This is a genomic window from Lentzea sp. NPDC036949 (genome assembly GCF_055608075.1).
The window spans coordinates 87,011-105,520 of record NZ_JBVJRA010000001.1; the positions used below are offsets into that span (position 1 = coordinate 87,011).

The 18,510-nt window shown below is 70.1% G+C and carries 13 protein-coding genes; 10 read left to right on the plus strand and 3 right to left on the minus strand.

The genetic code is table 11. The features are described 5' to 3' along the window. Positions 1-96: 96 nt before the first annotated feature. From ACZ7CD_RS00500 to ACZ7CD_RS00540, 9 genes are all read left to right on the plus strand, one after another. Positions 97-1,002, plus strand: coding sequence for a hypothetical protein (locus ACZ7CD_RS00500; protein ID WP_470370070.1), 906 nt, complete (start codon positions 97-99; stop codon positions 1,000-1,002). A 135-nt stretch (positions 1,003-1,137) separates the two neighbouring features. Then, on the plus strand, positions 1,138-10,446 hold the full coding sequence (locus tag ACZ7CD_RS00505; protein ID WP_470378102.1) for a LamG-like jellyroll fold domain-containing protein: 9,309 nt from the start codon (positions 1,138-1,140) through the stop codon (positions 10,444-10,446). Further along, entirely contained in the window at positions 10,443-10,685 is a 243-nt protein-coding gene (locus tag ACZ7CD_RS00510) for a hypothetical protein (RefSeq protein WP_360395919.1), read from the plus strand. The genes ACZ7CD_RS00505 and ACZ7CD_RS00510 overlap by 4 nt, the downstream gene beginning before the upstream one ends. A gap of 96 nt (positions 10,686-10,781) precedes the next feature. Beyond that, positions 10,782-12,137, plus strand: a complete 1,356-nt coding sequence (locus ACZ7CD_RS00515) for a serine/threonine-protein kinase (RefSeq protein WP_470378103.1) — start codon at positions 10,782-10,784, stop codon at positions 12,135-12,137. A gap of 112 nt (positions 12,138-12,249) precedes the next feature. Then, on the plus strand, positions 12,250-12,960 hold the full coding sequence (locus ACZ7CD_RS00520; RefSeq protein WP_360395916.1) for an ABC transporter permease: 711 nt from the start codon (positions 12,250-12,252) through the stop codon (positions 12,958-12,960). Beyond that, complete coding sequence (locus tag ACZ7CD_RS00525; RefSeq protein ID WP_360395914.1) at positions 12,953-13,750, plus strand: ABC transporter permease; 798 nt, start codon at positions 12,953-12,955, stop codon at positions 13,748-13,750. The genes ACZ7CD_RS00520 and ACZ7CD_RS00525 overlap by 8 nt, the downstream gene beginning before the upstream one ends. Next, complete coding sequence (locus tag ACZ7CD_RS00530) at positions 13,747-14,718, plus strand: ABC transporter ATP-binding protein (protein ID WP_470378104.1); 972 nt, start codon at positions 13,747-13,749, stop codon at positions 14,716-14,718. Before ACZ7CD_RS00525 ends, ACZ7CD_RS00530 begins: the two co-directional genes overlap by 4 nt. Before the next feature lie 59 nt (positions 14,719-14,777). Further along, positions 14,778-15,125 carry a bacteriophage spanin2 family protein gene (locus tag ACZ7CD_RS00535; protein ID WP_470378105.1) on the plus strand — a complete coding sequence of 116 codons (348 nt, stop codon included), beginning with the start codon at positions 14,778-14,780 and terminating at the stop codon, positions 15,123-15,125. 86 nt (positions 15,126-15,211) lie between these two features. Continuing rightward, positions 15,212-15,403: a DUF1918 domain-containing protein gene (locus ACZ7CD_RS00540; RefSeq protein WP_360395909.1), complete on the plus strand. Its 192-nt coding sequence runs from the start codon at positions 15,212-15,214 to the stop codon at positions 15,401-15,403. Here ACZ7CD_RS00540 and ACZ7CD_RS00545 read toward each other — a convergent pair. The 3 genes from ACZ7CD_RS00545 to ACZ7CD_RS00555 all read right to left on the minus strand — a co-directional run bounded on the left by ACZ7CD_RS00545 (position 15,400) and on the right by ACZ7CD_RS00555 (position 17,610). Continuing rightward, positions 15,400-16,212, minus strand: coding sequence for an inositol monophosphatase family protein (locus ACZ7CD_RS00545; RefSeq protein WP_470373141.1), 813 nt, complete (start codon positions 16,210-16,212; stop codon positions 15,400-15,402). The two genes, ACZ7CD_RS00540 and ACZ7CD_RS00545, sit on opposite strands and share 4 nt — an antisense overlap. 34 nt (positions 16,213-16,246) lie before the next feature. Then, positions 16,247-17,227, minus strand: a complete 981-nt coding sequence (locus ACZ7CD_RS00550; RefSeq protein WP_360395905.1) for a malate dehydrogenase — start codon at positions 17,225-17,227, stop codon at positions 16,247-16,249. Between the two features lie 113 nt (positions 17,228-17,340). Further along, the gene (locus ACZ7CD_RS00555; RefSeq protein WP_360395904.1) at positions 17,341-17,610 is read right to left on the minus strand and encodes a helix-turn-helix domain-containing protein; all 270 of its coding nucleotides are present in this window, start codon (positions 17,608-17,610) and stop codon (positions 17,341-17,343) included. Positions 17,611-17,690: 80 nt separating this feature from the next. Here ACZ7CD_RS00555 and map point away from each other — a divergent pair, with 80 nt between their 5' ends. Continuing rightward, entirely contained in the window at positions 17,691-18,506 is an 816-nt protein-coding gene (gene map / locus ACZ7CD_RS00560) for a type I methionyl aminopeptidase (protein ID WP_470378106.1), read from the plus strand. Positions 18,507-18,510: the final 4 nt, after the last annotated feature.

An 18,510-nucleotide genomic window follows, 5' to 3' on the forward strand; every position in this document is an offset into this window, starting at 1 on the left:
TCGTCTGGTCCACTGGGGGCACGCCGCCAGCCCGAACGGGGTGCGTTCGCGCCTCGTGGGAGAAGGGGCGTTGCGTTGCGCATCAAGGCCATTGGCGTGTTCGCGGTTCTCGCGCTCAGCTTGGCGATCACACCCGCGTCGGCGGCGTCCACGTGGCCGGGGGACTCGGCCACCAGGACCGCGGACGGTTCGAACGTGTTCGGCACGAACCTCAGCGGGGTGTCGTTCGAGAGTGCGGGGGTCGTGTGGGCCGTGAAGAACGGGCCCTCGACGCTCTACCGGCTCGTGCCGGGCGGGAGCGGGAAGTGGCAGGTGGACCGGAAGGTGTCGCTCCGGTTCCCCGACGGGCAGGGTGATCCGGATGCCGAAGGGGTCGTGAGCACGCCGGACGGGTTGTTCGTCGTTGTCGAGCGGGACAACGACGACGGCGATGTGAGTGCGCCGGCGGTGTTGAAGGTCGGCAGTGGGAGCAGTGCTGTCAAGGCGTGGGAGCTGCCGGGGATGCCGGAGGTGGATCCCAACGACGGGCCCGAGGGCATCGCGTGGGTGCCGGACTCGTTCCTGACCGGGCAGGGCTTCAAGGACGACACCGGGAAGCGGTACGACCCGGCCGACTACCCCGGGCACGGCAGCGGGTTGTTCGCGGTGGGGCTGGAGGCGACCGGCGGCGTCTTCCTGTACGCGTTGCAGGACGGTGGGGCGCGGCTCGTGGCCGGGTTCGCGAGCGGGCTGGCGCAGGTGATGGACCTCGAGTTCGAGGGCAACCGGCTGTGGGCGGCGTGTGACGACCATTGCAACGGGCGGTCCACGACGCTCGCGATCCGCGATGGGCGGTTCAAGGTCACGGCGACCTACGACCGGCCAGCCAAGCTGCCCAACGTGAACCTCGAAGGGTTCGCCATTGCTCCTGCCTGCGTGAACGGCAAGAAGGTCGTGCTGTGGGCCGATGACGACAATACGGGTGGGCACGCCCTTCGCAGTGGCGCGTTGAACTGCGCGTAAAGCCACGGCGCCCCCGGGACAATGTGTCCCAGGTCACATTGTCTCGGGGTCGTCCGCATCCCAGGCTGAGATCCGCTGGTGCAAGGGAGGGCATCGGCGGGTTTGTACGAACTCACACTTGGGGGAACGAGTTCCATGGGCAGAGCCCGCCAGTTCGGCGTGCGCAAAAGACGGCACGCTCTCATCCTCTTCCTGGTCCTGACGGTCACCCTCGGCGTCTTCGGGCCCGCTCTCGGGCAGGTGCTGTCCGAGCAGCTCGCCCGGTCCGCGGCCGAGCGGGAACCAGGTCACGGGCCTGATCAACGGCTCGGCACGGCGAGTGCCGAGGGCGCGACCGGCGAGCGCAACAACGCCGAGGCCGCGACGTTGCAGTCGAAGTACCCACCGGTCGAGCTCAACGCGAAGCCGAAGGCCGCGAACTCCGCACAGGTGGTCGACGCGGCAGCGAAGGCGCAGGTCAAGGGCTTCGACGCCGCCACCAGCACGGAGGTGGCCGAGCGGCGCGGTGAGCGGAGCAGGACGTTCCGCAACGCCGACGGCACGCTGACCTCCGAGTACAGCAAGGACCCGCTGAACTTCCGCGAGCAGGACGGCAGCTGGGCGCCGATCGACACGAACGTGGTGGCGGACAACGGTTTCCGCAACGCCGCCGACTCGGTCCGCAGCCGGTTCGCGCCGTTGGCCGACGCGCAGAAGCTCGCGGAGCTGCAGCTCGACGCCGGCCACCGGGTCGAGTTCGGGCTGGCCGACGCAGCACGGGTGCCCGGCACCAGCTCGGGCAGCTCGGTCATCTACGCCGGTGTGCGGCCGAACGCGGACCTGCGGTTCGAGGTGGAAGCGGGCGGCTTCAAGGAGTTCCTGGTCCTGCACAACCAGGACGCGCCGCACGTGTGGGACTTCCCGCTGAAGCTCACCGGCCTCACCGCCGAGCTCAGGGACGGCGACGTCGTCCTCAGGGACGAGGGCGGCGACGAGCGCGCCGTCATCCCCCACGGCTTCATGGCCGACTCGAAGAAGGGCGAGATCTCCGGCATCACGGCCGAGTCGCGCGGCGTCACGTACGAGCTGCTGGGCGACAAGGGCCGGCAGGTGCTGCGGGTCGGCCTCGACTCCGCGTGGCTGCGCGACCCCGCCCGCGTCTACCCGGTCGTCGTCGACCCGCCGGTGCACCGCAAGGACGCGTCGGCGTCGATGTTCGTGCAGCGCAACGGGGACGGCTCGACGTTCAGCCAGCCGGGCGGTGAGCTGCGCGCCGGTCACGTCGTGGACGGCGGCTCGTTCACGGCGGCGTCGTACCTCCACTTCCCGAACGTGCAGAACGACCTGGCGGGCCACCGCATCCTCGGTGCGCAGCTCGCGATCACCAACTACCACGCCACATCGTGCTCCGCGACGCTGCCGATCACGGTGCACGCGGTGACGCAGGACTGGACGGCGCGCACCGGGTACAGCTTCCCCGGCCCCGGCTACGACGGCACGGTGCTGGGCAGTGCGCAGTTCGCGCACGGCTGGATCGCCCCGCGCACCACGGTGTCCAAGTGCCCCACGGCGACCGAGCTGGTCACGCTCGGCGAGAACGGCCGTTCGCTGATCCAGCGCTGGGTCACGGGCCAGCAGGCCAACTTCGGTCTCAGCGTGCGCGCGTCCGAGACGGACGGCCGCAGCTGGAAGAAGTTCACCGGCGCCGGCACGGCCAACCCGCCGCGGCTCGCGATCACGCACTCGCCGTTCGACGCCGGGTACCGGTTCGAGAACCCGGTGCCGGACCCGCCGGTCACCCGCACCAACGGCGGCAAGGTCAAGATCACCGTCACCAACCGCAGCGCGGTCGACTGGGGTTCCAACGACTTCGCGCTGGCGTACCGGCAGTTCAGCGAGAACGGCACCTACCTCGGCTGGAGCGAGTCGGCGCCGCTGCCCGGCACGGTCGGCCGCGGCGCGTCGGTCACGCTCGACGCGAACATCCTCAAGTCCGAACCGGGCACGTACCGGTACGAGTTCTCGATGCTGCGCCGCGGTGGCGCGATGTTCACCGACGAGCAGGTGCCGCCCGCGGGCCTCACGTTGCGGGTGGAGGAGATCGCTCCCGCACTGCAGGAGCAGTGGCCGCCCAACGGGTACTCGTCACCGTCGCTCACGCCGACGTTCTGGGCCAGGGCGATCGACATCGACGCCCCTCCCACCGGCGGCACCCTGCAGTACCGCTTCGAGATCTGCGACAAGAACGAGCAGAACTGCTTCGACTCGGGCCGCGTCAACAGCCAGACCTGGACCGTCCCGCACGGCAGGCTGAGCTGGAGCACCGAGTACAAGTGGCAGATCTTCGCCTGGGACGGCCAGAAGGAGAGCCCGAAGATCGGGTTCGCCACCCTGCTGACCGCCGTGCCGCAGCCGGAGATCACCGCGCACCTGGGCACCGCGCCGTACAGCGGCAGCGGCGGTGACTTCTCACCGCAGGTCGGCAACTACACCACCGGCGCGGTCGACGCGTCGGTGACGACCGTCGGGCCCGAGCTCACGGTCAACCGCACGTACAACAGCCTCGACCCGCGGCGCACCGGCCTGTTCGGCGCCGGCTGGTCGAGCCGGTACGACATGCGGATCACGCCGGACGACGACGGTTCCGGCAACGTCGTGGTCACCTACCCGGACGGCCAGCAGGTCAGGTTCGGCGCCGACCTCGACGCGCAGGGCAGGCCCACCGGGGGCCGGCTCGCTCCCCCGCCGGGCAGGTGGGCGACGCTCGTGCCGCAGACCGGCGGCGGCTGGCTGCTGACGGACAAGTCGAACACGACGCACCTGTTCGCCGCGGACGGCACGCTGAGCAGGACCACGGACGCCGCGGGTCGCGCGGTCGCGTTGACCTACGAGTCCGGCAAGCTGAAGACCGCCAGGAACACGACCAGCAACCGCACGCTCACGTTCACGTGGGCGGGCAACCACGTCAGCACCGTCGCCACCGACGCGGTGAACGGCAAGACCTCGACGTGGCGCTACAACTACGAGACCGGCACCGACCGGCTCAGCACCGTCTGCGACCCGCTGAGCAACTGCACGACGTACAGCTACCAGCAGGGCACGCACTTCCGCAGCGCCGTCATCGACAGCAACCCGGACAGCTTCTGGCGGTTCCGCGAGGACAGCGGCACCGACGCCCGCAGCGAGGTCGCGACCAACCTCGGCAAGGACACCGGCCGCCTCACCGACGTCACCCGCACCGCGGTGGGCGAGGGCGTGGCCGGGGCGGGTGACCGCGCGGCCTCGTTCAACGGCACCACGTCCGCGGTGGCGCTGCCGCAGGGCCTGATCAAGAAGAGCCGTGAGGTCACCGTCGAGCTGTGGTTCAAGACGGGGGCCGGCGGTCCGCTGGTCGGCGCCCAGAACACCCCGCTCGGCACCGCGCCCGCGAACACCGTGCCGGTGCTGTACGTGGGCACGGACGGCAAGCTGCGCGGCCAGTTCTGGCACGGCGCGGTCGACCCGATCACGTCCACCGCGGCGGTCAACGACAACCGCTGGCACCACGTCGCGCTCACCAGCACGGTGAACAGGCAGTGGCTGTACCTCGACGGCCAGCCGGTCGGCGACCGGACGGGCACGATCGACAACTCCACCCTGACGCACGTGCTGGTGGGTGCCTCGCAGCAGCTCAACACGACCGACTGGGCCGGTTGGGGCAGCACCGTGCGCAGGCACTTCTCCGGCCAGATCGACGAGGTCGCCGTCTACCAGCACACGGTGGGGCAGCTCGCGATCAACGCGCACCGCGCGGCGCTCGACCCGGCCGACCAGCTGACCAAGGTCGCGCTGCCGAGCGGCAAGGTGGCGGCGGAGATCAGCTACGACGTCCAGCGCGACCGGATGCACACGCTGGTCGACGGCAACGGCGGCAGGTGGACGCTGAGCGAACCGGTCGTCAGCGGCCCCAGCCGGGAGAAGATGGTCCGCACGGTGCGGGTGATCGACCCCGGCAACCGCTCCCACTTCTACGACTACGACCCGCTGCGCGGCCGCATCCTGCGCTACCTCGCGCCGCTGGGCATGGAGGTCAGGCCGGAGGACCGGCCGACCCAGCCGACGACCACCACCACGACCACGACGTGCGTCAGCCAGCCGGGCGGCTCGTTCTGCGAGGTGCCGATCGGCGGCGGGCCCGGTTCGTTCGTGCCGGTCGAGATGCAGGGCGCCCGCACCTACGAGTACGACGAGGCCGGGTTCCAGAGCAAGATCACCGACGAGACCGGCAACCGGGTCACGCTCCAGCACGACAAGCGCGGCAACATCGTCTCGCGGACGTCCTGCCGCTCGGGCCTGTCGGACTGCCAGACGTCGTACTTCCAGTTCTTCGCCGACGAGTCGAACCTGACGGACCCGCGGCTGGACAAGGTGATCGCGGCGCGGGACGGCCGTTCGGCCAGTGCGACCGACGACACCTACAAGACCAGCTACACCTACACGGCGCTCGGCGAGCTGGACACCCAGACCACGCCGGACGGTGCCGTGGTGCGGCACCTCTACACCGACGGCAACCAGCCGGCGGTGGGCGGTGGCAACGCACCGGCCGGGCTGGTGCGCGAGAGCACCGACGCCCGCGGTGCCGTGACGAGGTACCGCTACCACGCCACCGGTGACCTCGCCGAGGTGACCACGCCGGCGGGTCTCGTCACGACCTACACCTACGACGCGCTGGGGCGCAGGGAACGGACCACCCAGAACGGCGTGTTCTCCGCGACGACCTACGACCAGCTGTCCAGAGTGGACAGCGTCACGCAGCCGGTGGTGAAGAACCCGGTCACCGGTGTCTCGCACCAGCTGCAGGTGCGGACCGACTACACCGTCGACGGCTTCCCGGAGCGCGTCGAGGCCAAGGACCTCACCGGCGGGGACGCGACCAGGACCGCCACGACCGAGTACGACGACCGCAACCGGGTGCGGCGCCTGGTCGACGCCGAGGGCCTGGAGACCACCTTCGGCTACGACAGCTCCGGCAACCGCACCTGGACGGTCGGCCCGGACGGCGTGAAGTACGAGTACGCCTACACCGCGCGCAACATGGTCGCCGAGGTGCGGCTGCGCGGCTGGCGCGACCAGTGGCGGCCGGCGGAGCCGGACGAGGAGACCAGACCCGTCTCCTCCGACGACTACCTCGTCGTTGCCGCGTACAACTACGACCTGGCGGGCGAGCTCGTCGGGCAGACCGACGCGATGGGCCGCAAGACCGGCTACCGGTACTACAGCGACGGCTCGTTGAAGCAGACCTACGCGAAGGGCTTCCACGACGAGGACGGCAGCACGCGCGACATCGTGCTCGCCGACTTCAGCTACGACAACGCCGGCAACCTGACCAAGGTCGTCGGCACCGGGAACCGGGTCACCACCACCGAGTACGACCGGGTCGGCCGGATCACCGCCACCACGGCGGACCCGAACGGCCTCAAGCGGCGCTCCGCGCTCACGTACGACCTGAACGGCAACGTCACCAAGGTCGTCCGCTCCGGCCTGGAGTCCAACACCGGCTCCCAGCTGGTGTCGACCGACGTGGAGACCGTCGAGTTCGGCTACGACGCGGCCGGGCGCCAGACGTCCGAGCGCGTGTGGGTGGACGGCAAGTGGCTGACCACCGTGCGCGGCTACAACGCGCAGAACCAGCTGACCTCGATCCACGACCCGCGCGGCACCTCGACCACGGCGGAGATCAGCTACGACGTGCTCGGCCGGGTGATCGGCACCAGGGCACCCGAGGTGTCGGTCGAGTCCGGTGACGGCGGCGCCGCCGTGCGCACCCGTCCGGAGACCAAGGCCGGGTACAACACCTTCGGCCAGCCCACCGAGTCCGTCGACGCGCAGGGCAGGACGTCGCGGGCCACGTTCGACAAGCTCGGCCGGCTGGTCGACGCGTTCGCACCTCCTTACACCTCACCGGGTTCCACCTCGGTGATCACGCCGCGCCTCACGCACAGGGACTACGACGGCGACGGCAACCTCGCCGCCGTGACCGACGCCCGCGGTGCCGTGACGCGGATGAGGTACGACCAGATGAACCGCGTCGTCGAGGTGGCCCACCCGCACCCGACGACGCCGGGCGAGTCGCAGGGCACCTCGTCGTTCACCTACACCCGTGTCGGTGAGCTGCTGTCGAGCGTGAACGCGGACGGCGGGCGTGCCGAGCGCACGTACGACGACCTCGGCCGCCTGGTCACGGCCACCCAGCTGGAGCGCAGGCCCCAGCCGGGCACGTTCACGAGCCGGTTCAAGTACGCCGACTCCGGTGACCTGCTGGAGAAGGTGTCCGCGGGCGGCTCCAGGTCGACGTTCAGCTACGACGCGGTCGGCGCGCTGACCAAGGTCGTCGACCCGGCTGGCGTGCCCACGCACTACGGCTACGACATGGTGGGCCGCCCCGCCACGGTGAAGGACGCGCTGGGCCGGTCCACGCGCACCAACTACGACACGGCGGGCCGGGTCAAGAACTCCGTCGACCTGAACCCGCTGGGCCAGCTGCTGCGCCGTTCGTCGGTCACCTACGACGCGGCCGGCAACGTCGAGACGACGCGTGACCCGCTGAACCGGACGACGACGTTCACCTACGACGCTCTGAGCCGCGTGGTGCAGCAGGCGGAGCCGGAGTCGGTCACGACCAGCTTCGGCTACGACGCGGCGGGCAACCTCACCCGCTACACCAACGGCAAGCAGATCCCGACCTACAACACCTACAACTCGCTGGGGTTGCCGGAGAAGACGGTCGAGCCGTCGACCGCCGCGCACCCGAACGCGGCCGACCGGACGTGGGTGACCTCCTACGACACCGGTGGGCTGCCGGTTCGCGCGGTCGCCCCCGGTGGCGTGGCGCGGGAGCGGACGTTCGACCTGCGCGGGCAGCTGACGCGCGAGACCGGGTCCGGTGCCGAGGCCCCGACCGTCGAGCGGGTCATGGCCTACGACGTGCTCGGCAGGCTGACCTCCGCGTCGGCTCCCGGCGGCACGAACACGTTCACGCACAACGACCGCGGCCAGCTGCTGACCGCCGACGGCCCGTCCGGCACGTCGTCGTTCGGCTACGACTCCGACGGCCGCGTGACCACGCGTTCGGACGCCTCCGGTGCCTCGACCTACGCCTACCTCAACGGCCGCCTGAGCAGCGTGCAGGACGCGCTGACGGGCACGCTGCAGGTCGCCTCGTACAACGAGGTCGGCCAGGTCAAGGCGATGGAGTACGGCGGCGGCCGCAAGCGGGAGTTCGAGTACGACGACCTCGCGCGGCTCAAGGCCGACAAGGTCGGCGGCGCCTCGAAGACGTACACCTACGACAACGGGAACCAGCTCAAGACGGCCACCTCGGCCGGCTTCGCGGGCCCCGCGCTGCAGGAGTACGGCTACGACGCGCTCGGCCGGCTGACCTCGTGGAAGTCCGACGGGGTCGAGACCGCGTACGGCTGGGACGCGGCGGGCAACCGCACCTCGGCGGCCGGCAAGACGGCGACGTTCGACGAACGCAACCGCCTGCTGAACGACGGAACCGACTCCTACGTCCACTCCCCGCGCGGCACCACGGTGTCGAAGGGCGCGCAGCAGTCCAAGTTCGACGCGTTCAACCGCCTGGCGTCCCAGGGCGCGGCCACGTACTCCTACGACGGCCTCGACCGGGTGGTCAAGCGCAACTCGACCACCTTCGCCTACTCCGGCACGGGCAACGACCTGGCCTCCGACGGCTCGTCGACGTTCAGCCGCGGTCCCGGCGCCGACCTGCTGGCGGTGCAGCAGAACGGCACCAAGCGGCTCGCGGTGGCCAACGGCCGTTCCGACGTGATCGGGTCCCTCGACCCGGCCTCCGGCACGCTGACGGACACGACCTCGTACGACCCGTTCGGCAAGGTCGTGGGCGGCACCAAGCGCCCGCTGGGCTACCAGGGCGACTGGACCGACCAGGAGACCGACCAGGTCAACATGTCGGCCCGCTGGTACGACCCGTCCCGCGGCGCGTTCTCCAGCCGCGACTCGGCCGCGCTGCCGGCGAACCCGTCGTCGTTCGCGCACCGCTACAACTACGGTGCGGGCGCGCCGACGAACTTCGTCGACCCGAACGGCATGAGGCCGCGCGACGTCACCTGCGACTACCCGCGCCCCTACCCGTACTGCTACGAGAACGACCACGCGGAGGGCAAGCCCTCTCCCGGGATGTTCGACAAGATCAACCCGCCGAGCAGCCAGGGCGGTGACGACTGCACGGCCCGCAAGGCGTTCTCCGGCGGCGGGTGCGACACGCCGTGCAACGGCGCCGGCCGCGACCCCAGCCTGCTGGTGTCGTTCGGCGGCGGGAGCTCGTGCGTCAACGGCTCCGGTGACGGCGACACCGAACCCGGCGGCCGCAACCCGAACAAGCCCAACGGCTACAACTACGCGCCGCCACCGCCGCCGGACCCCGCGATCGCGGCCCGCGCGGAGAACCGCCGCGCGGCGATGAACAACCCGATGCCGATCCCGTCGGCACTGGGCCAGCCGCTCTACGGCGACAGCTTCGACCCGCCGGTCTCGTCGTCGCCGCAGACGCCGTCACACCAGTTCGCCGACCAGGTCGACCCGGTCGACGGCGTGGCGATGACGTACCAGAAGATCGAGCAGTCGATCACGCGCGCCGAGGTCCTGCTGATGAAGGACGTCGTGGCGCTCGGCAGCTCGCTGGAGCTGAACGAACCGAACCGGCCGGACGGGGACCTGTTCCAGGCCCAGCTGAAGAAGACGTGGGAGGACTTCAAGGCCGACCCGAACGGGTTCCTGAACGGCGTCGGGCACGCGGCGCTGGACGTGCTGGGACTGATCCCGGGGTTCGGTGAGATCGCGGACGGCATCAACGCGCTGTGGTACGCGGCCGAGGGGAAGTGGCTCGAAGCAGGGTTGTCGGCGGCGGCGCTGGTTCCGCTGGCCGGGATGGCGGCGACCGGCGGGAAGCTGCTCAAGAAGGGCATCGACGCCGCGTCGGAGCTGAGGCCCCTGTCGATCCCCGCGGGTTCCGGCGGCAAGTCCGGGCCCTGGGTACCCGACCACGGGGTGACACCGGGCGGAGCGGTGAGTCAGAGCAAGTCTGGTTCGTGCGGATCCGCATGCGGTGAGATGGTGACGAACGGCGCCGTCAAGGAGAGCGAGTTCCTCGACGAGCTCGGCGAGTGGACCGACATCGACTCGTTGACGAGAGCGTTGAACAACCGCGGTGCCGACCCGCAGTGGAGAGGTGGCGGTCTGTCCGAGGACAATGCGGTGCTGGTCGCGACCAACGCCCCTTCGACGATTCTCCAGCTGATCGCGAAGGGCCACCCGACCAGCCACTTCGTGGTCGGCGAAGGCCTGGGTGACGGCAAGGTGCTGATCCGGGACCCGGATCCGGGCGTGACCTACACCGTCGACTCCGACTGGGTTCGCAGGCACGTGTTGGGAGCGGTCTTCCGATGAGCAAGGCGCAACTGGTCCAGATCACCGCGATGCCGGGCAACCGCTACGAGCTCGCGTTCCTCGCGGGTGGAACTCGTCTCGAGTTCTCCTGCACGGTCGACGACCGGGACGGGATCGCGCTCGTCAGTCCCGAACCCTGGTTGATGCCCACGAAACCGGACCACGACGGACCGGACATCGAGGACCGGCGGGCGGTGATCGAGGCGGTGCTGGCGGTGCACCGGGCCCACCGCAGCTGATCCACGTCGTGAAGGCCGGGGACGCGCGTCCCCGGCCTTCGTCGTGCTCGCCCCACCTGGTCCGGATTGTCGGTGGCGTCGCCTAAAGTGCCGCCCGTGACCGCACCCCACATCCCCGGCCTCACCCTCCTGAGACCCCTCGGCTCCGGCGGTTTCGCCACCGTCTACCGCGCCCACCAGGCCCAGCTCGACCGCGACGTCGCCGTCAAGATCGACAACCGCGTGCTGGCCGACGAGCGGGATCGCAGGAGGTTCGTGCGGGAGGCGCACGCGGCGGCCAAGCTGAGCGGGCATCCGCACGTCGTCGGGGTGCACGACGCGAACATCACGCAGAACGGCACGCCCTACCTGGTGATGGAGCTGTGCGACGGCGGGTCGCTGGCTGACCGGCTGGAGAAGCAGGGGCGGTTGCCGGCCGAGCAGGTCAGGGATCTGGGGATCAAGCTCGCGGACGCGCTCGCCGCCGCGCACAGGGAGGGTGTGCTGCACCGGGACATCAAGCCGGGCAACATCCTCGTCGACCGGTACGGGACGCCGAAGCTCGCCGACTTCGGGTTGGCCGCGCTGCTGGACGCGCAGGGCGGGAGCACGGTCACCAGGGACGCGCTGAGCCCCAGCTTCGCGCCGCCGGAGGCGTTCGCCATGGCGCAGCCGACGCCGCAGGCGGACGTGTACTCGCTCGCCGCCACGCTCTACACGTTGCTGGCCGGGAAGCCGCCGCGACCGGTGCCGTGGCCCATCACCAGCTTCGACCACCTCGGTGAGGTGCTGCGGAAGCCGGTGCCGACGGTCGACGGGGTGCCGTCGGCGTTGCACGACACGATCGCCCGCGCGTTGCACCCGGACACGACGCAGCGCACGGCGACTGCGGCGCAGCTGCGCGACGAGCTGCGGAGCTTGACGCCCCAGCAGCCCAAGGCCGCGAAGAGGTGGCCGCTCGTCGCGGCGGCCGTGGCGGTCGTGGCGGTCACGGCCGGGGTGCTGGTGTGGAGCTCCAATGGTGACAAGACGCAGGCGAGCACGCAGGACCCCCGGCAGCAGAGGACGAACGAGGTCGCGCTGGAGTCCGTGCCACCGTTCCTGAAGGTGTGCGACAGCGGTTTCTGCGTCGACAGCTCCACGTGCTTCCGCGGCACCGTGCAGGCCGGTGGTGCGGCGGCCACGGCGCGGCGGACCGGCAGTTGCTCGGAGGACCACTTCTGGGAGGCGTTCGCCGGCGGGTGGCTGTCGGGGCCGATCCCCACGGCCGACCCGGAGGACCTGGCGAAGGCGCCGGAGCTCGCCAAGACCTGTTCACCCGAGGTGATGAAGGCGAACACGAAGGCCGGGGTCGACACGACCGGCTGGGACATCGTCGCCGTCGGCTTCAAGGACGGCGAGCGGAGCTACTACCTGTGCCTCGGGTCGCCGCCGGACGTGGGTGAGACGGTCACGGCCGCTTTCGGCAGTTGAACAAATCCACTTGCGACGGGTCGTAACGTGGACCGCTGTGCGTGTTCACGCCGATTTGATCATTGCTGGGTTCCGAAGGTATTCGACCTACCGACAGGCGATGCTGGCCGGGATGACCACGAACGTGGTCTTCGGCCTGCTCAGGGTCGCGGTCCTCGTCGCCGCCCTCAAGGCGGCGAACGGCGAGATCGCCGACTACGACATCGCCGCGACAAACACGTACGTCTGGATCGGGCAGGGGCTGCTCGGGTTCGTCCTGCTGTGGGGACCGAACGAGCTCGCCGAGCGAGTGCGATCCGGTGACGTCGTGGTGGACCTGTACCGGCCTTGGCACCTGTTGAGCGCCTTGCTCGCACAGGACGTCGGGCGCGGCGGGTACGCGTTCCTCGTGCGGCTGCTGCCGCCCGCGTTGTTCGGCATGCTGTTGTTCCCCTTCCAGTTCCCGGACAGCCCCCTCCGGTGGCCGCTGTTCCTGGTGAGCGCGCTCATCGCGCTGGTGTGCAGCTTCGGGGTGCGGTTCCTCGTGGAGGTCAGCGCGTTCTGGCTGCTCGACAACCGCGGGCTGTACGGGTTCTGGAACGTCACGTCCGGCCTGCTGTGCGGGTTGACCGTGCCGATCGCGTTCTTCCCGCAGTGGGCGCGGGACCTGCTGTGGATGAGCCCGTTCCCGGCGTTGCTGCAGGCGCCGATCGACGTGTTCCTCGGCCACGGCAGTGTCGTGAGACTCCTGCTGTACCAACTGTTCTGGGCCGTCGTGGTGCTGGCGCTCGGCCACTTCGCGTTGCGGCGCGCGGTGCGCAGGGTGGTGGTGCAGGGTGGCTGACGTCATCTACCCGCGGCTCATCGGCGCGCGGCTGCGCAGCCAGCTGTCCTACCGGGCGTCGTTCGCGCTGGACTTCGTCACGCAGGTGATCGCGCAGTGGTACGAGCTGCTCGTGATCCTGGTGCTGTTCGGGCAGGTCAACGCGCTCGGCGGGTTCAGCAGGGACGAGGTGCTGCTCATGTACGCGTTCGCTGGCGCCGCGTTCGGCGCCGCGGACCTGTTCGCGGGGCAGCTCGACAACCTGCCGACCTACATCCGCACCGGCAGCTTCGACGTGCTGCTGATGCGCCCGCTCGGCACGTTGCCGCAGATCATGGTGTCCGACATCCGGTTGCGGCGGATCGGGCGGATCTTCGGCGCGGTCGCGGTCATGGTCTACGCGCTCAACCGGGTCGCGGTCGACTGGTCGCCGGCGAAGGTCGCGCTGGTGGTCCTGACACCGGTGGCGGGCGCGGTCATCTACAGCGCGGTGTGGGTGGTCGCGTGCTCGATCTGCTTCTGGATCGTCGACGGCCGCGAGTTCGCGAACGCGGTCACCTACGGCAGCGGCGCCTTCACCTCGTACCCGATCAACGTCTACTCCCGGCCGCTGCGCTGGTTCATGGCGTTCGTCGTGCCGGGGGCGTTCGTCGCGTACTACCCGAGCCTCGCGCTGCTCGGGAGGCAGGACCCGCTCGGACTGCCGGGCTGGGTCGGTTGGACATCACCGCTCGTCGCGGCACTGGCGGCCGTGGTCGCCGGGCTGGTGTGGCGGTTCGCGGTCGGGAGATACCGGGGAACGGGATCATGATCGAGGTCAGGGAGCTCCGCAGGGAGTTCAAGGTCGCCACCTCCAAGGGCCTGCGGCGCAAGTACAAGACCGTCACCGCGGTGGACGGGGTCAGCTTCGACGTGGCGGCGGGCGAGGCCGTCGGGTACGTCGGCCCGAACGGGGCCGGCAAGTCGACGACGATCAAGATGCTGACCGGCATCCTGGTGCCGAGCAGCGGCCGGGTCCAGGTCAGCGGGGTCGACCCGGCCAAGCAGCGGCGGGACCTCGCCAAGCGGATCGGTGTGGTGTTCGGCCAGCGCAGCCAGCTGTGGTGGGACCTGCCGCTGCGCGACAGCTTCGACCTGCTCCGGTCGATCTACCGGGTGCCGCCGCCGGACTACCGGACCCGGCTCGACGAGTGCGTCGAGCTGCTGGGCCTGCGGGAGTTCCTGCTCACACCGGTGCGGCAGCTCTCGCTCGGGCAGCGGATGCGCGGTGAGATCACCGCCGCCCTGCTGCACGCGCCGGAGCTGCTGGTCCTCGACGAACCGACGATCGGCCTGGACCTGGAGTCGAAGGAACGGCTGCGGGAGTTCCTCAAGGACCTCAACGCCCGCCGCGGCACCACGCTCCTGCTCACCACGCACGACCTCGACGACATCGAACGGCTCTGCCCGCGGCTGATGGTGATCGACCACGGCCGGGTGCTCGCCGACGGGGCGCTCGACGCGCTGCGCGAGGAGGTCACGCCGGAGCGCGAGCTGGTCATCGACCTCAGGGAACCCGGCCCCGCGCCGGACGTCCCAGGAGTGACGGCCGTGCGCAGCGAGGCGAGCGGGACGCGCCACCACCTGACGTTCAGGAGAGCGGAGACGACGGCGGCCGAGCTGATCACCAGGGTCGTCGCGCAGGTGGAGGTGCACGACCTCGCCGTCGTGGAGCCGCAGATCGACGACGTCATCAGGAAGCTCTACCAGCGCCAGGTCGAAGAACACGCCCACCGGTAACCGCAGGTCGGTAGAGTCGGGGACAACACAAACGGACACTTCGGGCAGAGGGAGAGCGAATGCGCCTTATCGGACCGCTGGCGGCAGCCGTCATCGCGTTGGGCAGCTTGACGGCCTGCGACACGATCCAGGGAGTCAGCGACACCGCGGACAAGGTGAAGCTGTGCGCCGACGCGATCCAGCTGGTCGGGTTCTCGCCGGACATGAGTGACCCGCAGAAGGCGTTGGAGGACACCAGGGCCAAGGCGACCGACCTCGAGAACCTGGCCAACTCCGCACCCGACGAGCAGGTGAAGAAGGCGCTCGAGGAGGCCGCGAACGGCATGCAGAACGTCGGTTCCGCGGCGGACTGGGTCACGCAGAAGGCTGACATGGTCGCCAAGGTCTCCGCCGCGTGCGGTGGATGAGCACTCGAGTCCCTGTTGCGCACCTCCGGAAGCGGCCTAGGCTTTGACGCCTGACCTCACGCCGCTCCCGGAGGTGTCGCAGCGCCATGCAAGCAACAGTTGGTGACAGGCTCCACGTCCACAGCCGCTCCATCGGTCTCGAGGAACGCCTCGGCGAGATCCTCGAGGTCCGCGGCACCGACGGTGCCCCGCCCTACCTGGTCCGCTTCAACGACGGCCACGAGGGCCTCGTGTTCCCCGGACCCGACTGCGTCGTCGAGCCGCGCGGAACCGTCTAAGCCAGCGCGGTCGCGATCAGCTCCTCGGCCAGCTGGGGAGTCGCCGCCGCCACACCGGACCACCGGCGGGACAGGTCCGGGTCGAAGGTGAACGGCCGGCCGTGCAGGTCGACCAGCACCCCACCGGCGGCCGGCACGGTGACCAGCGCCGTGGCCAGGTCCATGATCCGGTGTGTATCGGTTCCGGGATCGATGAAGCCGTCGACGGTCCCCTCGGCCACGAGCATGGTCTCCAGGCACGTCGTGCACAGCACCCGGATGCGGTCGGCGCGGTTCGCGATGCGCAGCCACGCGTCCTGGGTGCCGGTCTTGGGCCGCATCAGGCAGATCGACGCACCGTCCAACGACGTGCGCCCCGTCGTGCGGAACGATGTGTCGACACCCGCGCGCGCATGCCACGCACGGCCCGTGTCGAACCATGTGGTCAAAGCTTCGGTAGCCGTGTCATCAATGACAACGGCACCGGCGAAGCAGGAGAGCGGAACGCCGAACGCGGCGTTCGCGGACCCGTCGACCGGGTCGATGACGAGGGTGACCGCCGAGCCGTTGTCGACGAACCCGGCTTCCTCGGACAGGAGGTTCACGCGACTGCGGTGGATCGACTCCAGGATCGCGTCCTCGACGATGCGGTCGACGCGCATCGTCGGTGTTCCGTCCGCACCGTCGGCGACCTCCTCGCGGAGCTCGAGCCGGGTGTGCGCGGAACGGGCACGCCCGTACGCCGCCGACGCCGCACGGGCGGCGTCAGCGAGCGCGGGGTGCACGTCGTCGGAGATCTGCGGCTGGGGCACGGGCCAGGGAATCAGCACGTGCCCCACAGTGCCACGAAATCCGCGCCGGGGATCAGATCAGGCCGAGGCCCTTGACCGCGTCGCGCTCCTCGACCAGCTCGGCCACGGAGGCGTCGATGCGGGCGCGGGAGAACTCGTCGATCTCCAGGCCCTGGATGATCTCGTACGAGCCACCGGAGCACTTGACCGGGAACGACGAGATGATGCCCTCGGGCACGCCGTACGAGCCGTCCGACGGGATGGCCATCGAGGTCCACTCGGTGCCGTTGACCCAGTCGTGGATGTGGTCGATGGCGGCGTTGGCGGCCGAGGCGGCCGAGGACGCGCCACGGGCCTCGATGATCGCCGCACCGCGCTTGGCGACGGTCGGGATGAAGTCGTTCTCCAGCCACGCCTGGTCGTTCACGGCCTCGGCGGCGGTCTTGCCACCCACCTCGGCGTGGAACAGGTCCGGGTACTGGGTGGCCGAGTGGTTGCCCCAGATCGTCATGTTCTTGATGTCGGTGACCGCGACGCCCAGCTTCTTGGCGAGCTGCGACAGGGCGCGGTTGTGGTCCAGGCGCGTCATCGCGGTGAAGCGCTCGCGCGGGACGTCCGGCGCGTGCTGCTGGGCGATGAGGGCGTTGGTGTTGGCCGGGTTGCCGACCACGAGCACCTTCACGTCGTCCGCGGCACCGGCGTTGATCGCCTCGCCCTGCGGCTTGAAGATGCCGCCGTTGGCCTCCAGCAGGTCGCCGCGCTCCATGCCCTTGGTGCGGGGGCGAGCGCCGACGAGCAGGGCGACGTTCACGCCGTCGAACGCGGTCTTCGCGTCGTCGGTGATCGTGATGCCCTTGAGCAGCGGGAAGGCGCAGTCGTCGAGCTCCATCGCGGTGCCCTCCGCGGCCTTCAGCGCCGGGGTGATCTCCAGCAGCCGCAGGTTGACCGGGGTGTCCGGGCCCAGCAGGTGGCCGGAGGCGATGCGGAACAGCAGTGCGTAGCCGATCTGGCCGGCGGCACCGGTGACAGTGACGTTCACGGGCGTGCGGGTCATGAGCCTTCCCGAATGACGGTCCTCGTTGACGTCGGGCAGGTCGCCCGGCGTCCCGCACGTTACCAACACGGGGAGCGACCGAGGGTGTGAGAGTGGACAACCACGCCGAGGTGCTAGGACACGGCGTCGAGCGGCTGGTCGGCGCCGCGCCAGGTGTCCGCGAGCTCCTGCACCGGCACGCCGAGGGCCTCGCCGAGGCAGATGATCGTGCCGAAGCCGGGCGTCGGGAGACGGCCCGTCTCGATCTTGCGCAGGGTCTCCGGCGAGATGCCGGCCGACTGCGCGACCTCCACGAGGTCCCGCCCCGCCCGTGCGCGCCGCAGCAGGGCGCCGAGTCGGCGGCCGGCTTCGATCTGCTCTGGCGTGAGCGGTTGGCGGACCATGCCACCAGGATAGGTTGGTATTACTATACCGACAAGTGTTAGGGTGCCGGTATAACTATACCAAGCCAGTGAGGTAGCTCGTGATTGAACTGAAGTCGCCTGCGGAGATCGACCGCATGCACGTGACCGGGCGCTTCGTGGCCGAGGTCCTCACCGAGGTGGGCCGGCTCGCCGACGTGGGCGTCAACCTCATGGACCTGGAGCACCACGTCCGCGGGATGATCTCCGACCGCGGTGCCGAGTCCTGCTACTGGGACTACGCGCCGTCGTTCGGCAAGGGCCCGTTCCGCAACGTCATCTGCCTGTCGGTCAACGACGCCGTGCTGCACGGCCTGCCGCACGACTACGTGCTGCGCGACGGCGACGTGCTCACCGCCGACATCGCCGTGGGCATCGACGGCTGGGTCGCCGACTCCGCGCGCACCATCATCGTCGGCACGCCCGCGGAGGAGGACCAGCGGATCGTCCGCGCCACCGAGGAGGCGCTGGAGGCGGCGATCGCGGTGGCCCGCCCCGGCAACCGGCTGGGCGACCTGTCGGCGGCGATCTACCAGGTGGCGCGTTCGTACGGCTACCCGGTCAACACCGAGTTCGGCGGCCACGGCATCGGCCGCACCATGCACGAGGACCCGCACGTGTCGAACAAGGGCCACGCCGGCCGCGGCATGACCCTGAAGCCGGGCCTGACGCTCGCGCTCGAACCGTGGCTCGCCCGCACCACCGACAAGATCGTCTACGACCCGGACGGCTGGACCATCCGCTCGGCCGACGGTTCCCGCACCGCGCACTCCGAGCACACCGTCGCGATCACCGAGGACGCTCCCCTGGTGCTGACGCGGCGCGAGTCGGAGAAGGCCGCACCGGTCGAACAGGTGAGCGACGCTCCGGCACACTAGGGGC